The sequence below is a fragment of the Secundilactobacillus oryzae JCM 18671 genome (genome assembly GCF_000740055.1).
GTDB classification, from domain to species: Bacteria; Bacillota; Bacilli; order Lactobacillales; family Lactobacillaceae; genus Secundilactobacillus; species Secundilactobacillus oryzae.
In genome coordinates, this window is record NZ_BBJM01000025.1 from 22,228 (window position 1) to 28,227 (window position 6,000).

Genomic DNA, 6,000 nt, shown 5'->3' on the forward strand with positions numbered 1-6,000 from the left:
TGGATTTAAATCCACTTCACAATGGATTTTTCAAAGGGTACTCCCAAAAGTTCATACCCTTACGCTGTAATGGGCGTCCCCATTGATATCTCGCATTCGCTTAATATCACACGCATCCAAGACCATATTCTGCTGGCTAAACCGCACCCTTTCGCACCAACCGGGTTCTCTTAAGCGGCGTCACCGAGCATACTCATCTCTTCACTGCATTTTAATTTTTCTCATGTATTTTTAATGATAATACAACCAGACCGAGAAAATATCAAATAGCTTTTGAAAAAAATTCCAATCTTCTTTCCCGCTACCACAGTTTCCTGGTACTACACATTAAGTGAATGCGACAACAAGCGGGTGATTTTATTATGACGAAATGAGCACGGCTACACTCCGAAAAGAACTTATAGCACTCCCGGGGATTAGCAACGAAACCGCAGATACCATCATGCTTCACGGCTTAAATCGCAAAATCTTCATTGTAGATCAATACGCGATGCAACTGTTCAACCGCTTAAGCTTTGGTCCCTATCGAAAGTACCTGGTGATGCAGGCCGACTTTCAGCCTCTCGCTGATGCCACAGTCCCTAAAAAGACTGATTTTTTTGACATATCGCGTTCCAAACCGTGGCAGTGAAGCCAGTATTAAGGATTATTCACCATAGAATTGACTAAAAGCAAGTTTCATCTGCTGGGGTACCGACTGCCAAACAGCATCCGCACTAAGAACATTCGTACCTTCCGCTCGCACAATGTCGAAGCTGTCAAAGCCCATCATTTCTACAAACATTTTTTCCAAGTAAAAACGTGAAAATTCCAGTGGCGTGTAACGATCTTGATTCGTGTAAATAGAGCCACTAGCTTGAAGCAACAGTACCTTGTAATCATCAGTCATCAACCCCACTGATCCTGTTTCGGTGTACTTAAAGGTTTCCCGGGCAATCAAAATATTATCGATGTAATCTTTCATGCGGGAAGTAACATTGAAATTGTGTAGTGGTGACACGATAACAATCCGATGATGCGCTTTGAATTGGCTCAGTAACTGGTTTGATGTTTCAGCAATTTTAGCTTCATCAACAGTCAATTCATCCCCTGCCTGTTGCTTATTCCAAACTGCTAGCAGTTGTTCGGTTTCAATCCGTGGAATCTCATGATCGTACAAGTTAAGGATAGCGGGCGCTTCGTTTGGAAAGCGTTCACTAAATTGTTTCAAAAACAACTGTTGTAGCCGAACCGAAAAGTGCGTGTCATTCAAAAAATCAGGCTGTGCATTAATAATTAAAGTTTTCATTTCAAGTCCTCTTTTCATTTGATAGACTTAGTTTAAAATCAAAAGGTGACAAAACATGTCACCTTTAGGAGGCGTTCGAATGAAAAAGTCGGAACGGTTGAATCAAGAGTTGATTTTTTTGAGCGACAAATACGCCTTTCAGCTCAAAGATCTCATGACAGAATTTGCCATTTCTAAACGGACCGCACTGCGAGACATTGAAGAACTAGAATCGATAGGTCTAGCACTTTATGCAGAATCCGGGCGGCATGGTGGCTACAGGCTAATCAACCAGTTACCACTCATCCCAATTTACTTTAATAATGAAGAGATTCAAGCAATCTTCTTTGCCCTAGATGCACTAAAATTAATTTCTAACACACCATTCGAAAAATCATACACCCGCATCGAAGAAAAACTAATGACCACTTTATCACCAGAACGCAAAGGGACTGTTGCCGATATGCTGGCTGCAGTCCACTATTACAATGTGCCACCCGTCAATAATACGATGGCTTTAAAATCAATCCTCACCGCTATCCTCCAAGAAAAAGTGGTTCACACTCGATACATACAGTACGGTACTGAAAATATCCAGCTTCAAATTTACGAGCTGTTTTATCGAAATGGCATCTGGTTCACAAGTGCCTGGAATTTAACGATGCAACGCTGGGGAACTTACCGATGTGACTACATGACAGAACTCAGCATCGACGACACTGTTGTTGCACCATTTAGTCGTCAAGACCTGACGCAACTTCAAACTAACTACGAGAGCACCTATCACAACATTCCGTTTCGTTGTCGATTAACCCCGTTTGGTAAAGAGCTCTTTTTAAAAAATCATTATCCTAACATGAAGCTGGAGACAATCAACGGCATTCCCTACATGACTGGTGGTTACAATCAGGAAGAGTTAGCATATATGACACACTTTCTGGTCTCTTTAGGCAAACACGTGACCATCGAATTCCCTGAACAGCTGAAACAGAGCTACTTGACTGAGTTACAGAATATGCTGAACCGCTACAAGTAAACTGTTTGTTGCTTATTGTTTGTCTGCATCCCCCAATCCCTTTACAATTTAAGTAGTAAAGGAATCTTTGGTCCCGTAAAAAGGAGGGTGCCCATGTTTGTACTCATTGCGACAAAACTAGCGATTGGACTCGCTGCCTTACTAGTTGTTGTTCGTTTACTTGGAAAAAAATCAATGTCAGAAATTACCCCGTTTGATTTGGTGTACATGCTGGTTCTAGGCGGGATTTTAGAAGAATCTGTTTACGATGACACCGTCAACGTTGGGCACCTTCTTTTTGGTATTGCCGTTTGGGCCTGCCTCATCTTCTTAGTTGAAAAAGTAGTGCAAAAAAGTCGGGCAGTGAATCGGTTGGTAAAGGGCGAGCCGTCCATACTTGTGAAAGATGGTATCGTTAATTTAAAAGAATTGAATCGTAACCAAATTGAGCTGGAACAATTACGTGAGCTATCACGGCAGCATCAATGTTTTTCTCTGGAGAATGCTAAACACATTATTTTGGAAAATGCCGGGCAAGTCAGCCTGGTCGTGAAATCCGAGGAAGATAAAGTCCTCGCTCTAATGCTAGTTGATCGTGGTCAAATCCAAGTTCCCGTTTTGGAAACTCATAACCTAACCACGGACTGGCTAAAGGAAAACCTGGTGAATCAAGGCTATCAGTCACTTGATGACTTGGTCTACGTCGAATGGTCAGAAGAAAAAGGCTTCTATGTCGTCACTAAAAATGATGTGACGAGTAAGGTCTACCGAATTGATGGATAAAGCAAAAAGCGGTATGAACGAAAAATTCGTTCATATCGCTTTTTCTTATTTCACTTCATAAATGTCCATTTGCGAGGGTTCCAAATAATCGTTTAGCCGTTCAAATAGCATGATTGTCCAACTAAACGCTAACAAGAAGGCCAAAATTTCAAATGCCGTCAATGAAAGATACCCCACGATTTCGAACAAAATCTCTGTAGCGACCAATCCGCCGGCCATCAGCCACGAAATCTGGCGAAATTCCTTGGTAATATTTGGTAGCAACCACTTTACACCAACAATCAACGCAATAATGATGTAAACCAAGTTACCCGCAACCCGCACGTGAATCAGATGCAAGGCGTCATCATTTGGGAAAAGCCCTACCGCAGCCAAATTGATTGCCAGTAGTGTCAGCAAAATTCTCATAATGAGTAAGCGTTTATCGCCCGGGAAGACCCGTTTTAACGAGACAAATAAATAGTCGATTAAGGCCACTAAAATTAGTCCCGCAAATATCAAGGCCGCATTAAACTCCCACGAATCCGTGGCGTGCGTCGTACCTAGAAAGCTTAGACTTCGTTTCCACCAGTACAGATTCTGATTACTCAACATCGCCAAAATGACGCCACCCGCAATAACCACGATAAATGTATTCGTCAGCAACCGTGGCGAAAGCATCGAAGCCACACTTCCCGCAACCTGAACGGAGAGTTGGGTAATTACCGCAAAGAGAATCGTCGAGGTCAATAAATCAAAGGTCGCGCCTTTGAACAAGGTCCCGCCAATCCAAAACAGCCCCGACATCACCATAAAATAAATCAAAGCTGCCGCAATCGTCAGCGTTGGAAAACTCCGCCAGGTGAATGCTTCAATGGTCGCCACTTTCTTTCGCTTTAGATGAATCAAGTTGGCTCCAAAACTAATATAGCAGGCTAACGTTGTGAGGGTCAGAATCAAGGTCGTTAGAGACTCACTCCCAGATAACGGGATTTGATAACTATTGCGCACCAAAAAATAGGCGACAAAACCAACTGTTGTCAAGAACGTCAGGATCGGTGAAAGCCACCGCCAACCAGTCGATTGTACTTCTTTAGCTACTTTAATTTGGGCTTCCCCATGCCCAGTTAAAACTTCTATTTTGCTACCACTTGTAACGCCTAATTGTGTTTTTAAATTATCAGGTAATGCAATTATTTTGCGATCGTTCATTTTACGCTCCCTCTAAAGTCACTCCAACCATTTTACCACAGAGGGCTCGCCTACTCCGTTAGCCTTTACAGTCAGCAACATATCATTCACCACAGATGTAAAGTCAATTAGGCACTTCCTCGCTAGCATGGTAGAATAGTCACCATAAATTAAAATGAGGTGAGAGTATGGTAAATGACGAAATTCAAGCATTGACCATTGCGGGAAACGATTCTGACGGAAGTGCCGGAATGCCCGCTGATCTACACGGGTTCTTCGCCCGCGGTGTCTATGGAATGGGGATAATTACGGCTGCCGTAGCTGGAAATTCATACGGTATCGAGGCGGCTCACGTGATGCCAGCCGATTTTATTAAGGCTCAATTTGAGGCTTTAGCAAAGGATTTTAAAATTCGGGCATCTAAAACCGGGATGCTAGCTGATGCAGAAGTGATTAACGTGGTCGCTGATAACTATGATAAGGCTACTTTCGGTCCCCTCGTCGTTGACCCAGTCATCATTACCAAACATGGTGCTATGTTACTGGAACAAGAAGCTTATGAAACGTTCAAGAAGCGCCTCATTCCGTTAGCTGACGTTATTACGCCCAACTTCTTTGAAGCCCAAAAATTAACTGACGAAGCATTGGACTCACCTGAATCAATCCAAGCTGCCGCTGCTAAACTTCAGGCGCTCGGTGCTAAAAACGTGATGGTTAAAGGCCGTCACGATGACCCTAACCAAGCTGAAGTGAGTGACTTTATTTTGCTGGAAAACGGTGACACATTCTGGCTCACCGAAAAGTTTGTGGATACTGAACGCGTTAATGGGACTGGCGACACCCTGTCAGCAGTTATCGCTGCCGAAATTGCCAAGGGGAACTCCGTGGAACAAGCCATTCGAATTGCAAAAGCATTCGTTCACGCTGCCATTTCAAACGAAATTGCAGTTGGTCACAAGTATGGCCCAATTAACCATTGGGCTGCGATGGATCAAGTTAAATAAGTTAGTGAGCTAACAAATTTTACTCAACGGGCAAAAAAAAGAGCTGATTTCAAATTCGAAATCAGCTCTTTTACATGGTGGATGTAAGCTGATTCCTGAGACAACTTTTAAGAGAGGGTATAATGAATAAATCATCTCTCAAAAGGAAGGAATTTTTACATGCCAACTCGTTACGACAAAGAATTCAAACAAAACATTATCAACCTATATAAGCAAGGCGAATCAGCTGCCCAACTGGCCAGAGAATATGGCATTGGCTATTCAACAGTTCATAAGTGGATTCAGGGCCAGGCCAAAACTCAATCCGGTAAATCGCCAGACGAAATCAAAGCGATGGAAAAGCGACTGGCTTCGCTGTCTGAGGAGAACGAAATCCTAAAAAAAGCCCTGGGCTTCCTTGCGCAGAAGTAACCAATATCTTTGATTACATTCACCAAGAAAGCCATCACCACCAGGTAACCAAGATGTGCCGAATCCTCGGTATTTCCAGAGCTCAGTATTATCGTTATCGATCCCCCAAACCTTTAAAACGCCGGGCCGAAGATGCGGGCTTGAAACAACGGATTCTGCGGATCTTTGCGGAATTTAAGCAGCGATACGGTGTTATGAAGATCCACCATGAATTGAATCTGGAACTTCAACCACTGCAGCTTCGGTGCAGTCCACGACGGATTATCGGCTATTCGTTCTCAAAAAAGATGGCTACTGATTTAGTCTTAAAGACCCTTGAAAGCGCGGTTAAAAATCGAACCATTACTGGG

General features: G+C 43.1%; 8 protein-coding genes. 6 read left to right on the plus strand and 2 right to left on the minus strand.

Annotated elements, in window-relative coordinates; genetic code table 11:
• Window positions 1-370 precede the first annotated feature (370 nt).
• On the plus strand, window positions 371-631 hold the full coding sequence (locus tag LOSG293_RS07275; RefSeq protein WP_051907254.1) for a hypothetical protein: 261 nt from the start codon (window positions 371-373) through the stop codon (window positions 629-631).
• A gap of 15 nt (window positions 632-646) precedes the next feature.
• Here the strand turns inward: LOSG293_RS07275 and LOSG293_RS07280 are convergent, their stop codons facing one another.
• Complete coding sequence (locus tag LOSG293_RS07280) at window positions 647-1,288, minus strand: FMN-dependent NADH-azoreductase (protein ID WP_034528709.1); 642 nt, start codon at window positions 1,286-1,288, stop codon at window positions 647-649.
• A gap of 79 nt (window positions 1,289-1,367) precedes the next feature.
• Between LOSG293_RS07280 and LOSG293_RS07285 the strand changes: the two genes are divergently transcribed.
• Together LOSG293_RS07285 and LOSG293_RS07290 are read left to right on the plus strand one after the other, a co-directional pair.
• Entirely contained in the window at window positions 1,368-2,303 is a 936-nt protein-coding gene (locus tag LOSG293_RS07285) for a helix-turn-helix transcriptional regulator (protein ID WP_034528711.1), read from the plus strand.
• A gap of 93 nt (window positions 2,304-2,396) precedes the next feature.
• A complete protein-coding gene (locus LOSG293_RS07290; protein WP_034528714.1) occupies window positions 2,397-3,065 on the plus strand; it encodes a DUF421 domain-containing protein in 669 nt (222 codons plus the stop codon).
• A gap of 45 nt (window positions 3,066-3,110) precedes the next feature.
• Here the strand turns inward: LOSG293_RS07290 and LOSG293_RS07295 are convergent, their stop codons facing one another.
• Window positions 3,111-4,256: a DUF998 domain-containing protein gene (locus LOSG293_RS07295; RefSeq protein WP_034528717.1), complete on the minus strand. Its 1,146-nt coding sequence runs from the start codon at window positions 4,254-4,256 to the stop codon at window positions 3,111-3,113.
• A gap of 167 nt (window positions 4,257-4,423) precedes the next feature.
• Between LOSG293_RS07295 and thiD the strand changes: the two genes are divergently transcribed.
• The 3 genes from thiD to LOSG293_RS10145 form a co-directional block, all read left to right on the plus strand.
• Window positions 4,424-5,239 carry a bifunctional hydroxymethylpyrimidine kinase/phosphomethylpyrimidine kinase gene (gene thiD, locus LOSG293_RS07300; RefSeq protein ID WP_034528719.1) on the plus strand — a complete coding sequence of 272 codons (816 nt, stop codon included), beginning with the start codon at window positions 4,424-4,426 and terminating at the stop codon, window positions 5,237-5,239.
• A 159-nt stretch (window positions 5,240-5,398) separates the two neighbouring features.
• Window positions 5,399-5,650 (plus strand): IS3 family transposase, encoded by a 252-nt coding sequence (locus tag LOSG293_RS10140; RefSeq protein WP_002816285.1) that lies wholly within the window; start codon window positions 5,399-5,401, stop codon window positions 5,648-5,650.
• A 53-nt stretch (window positions 5,651-5,703) separates the two neighbouring features.
• Window positions 5,704-6,000 (plus strand): IS3 family transposase (locus LOSG293_RS10145; RefSeq protein WP_034528729.1); only part of this gene is annotated, 297 nt, incomplete at its 3' end.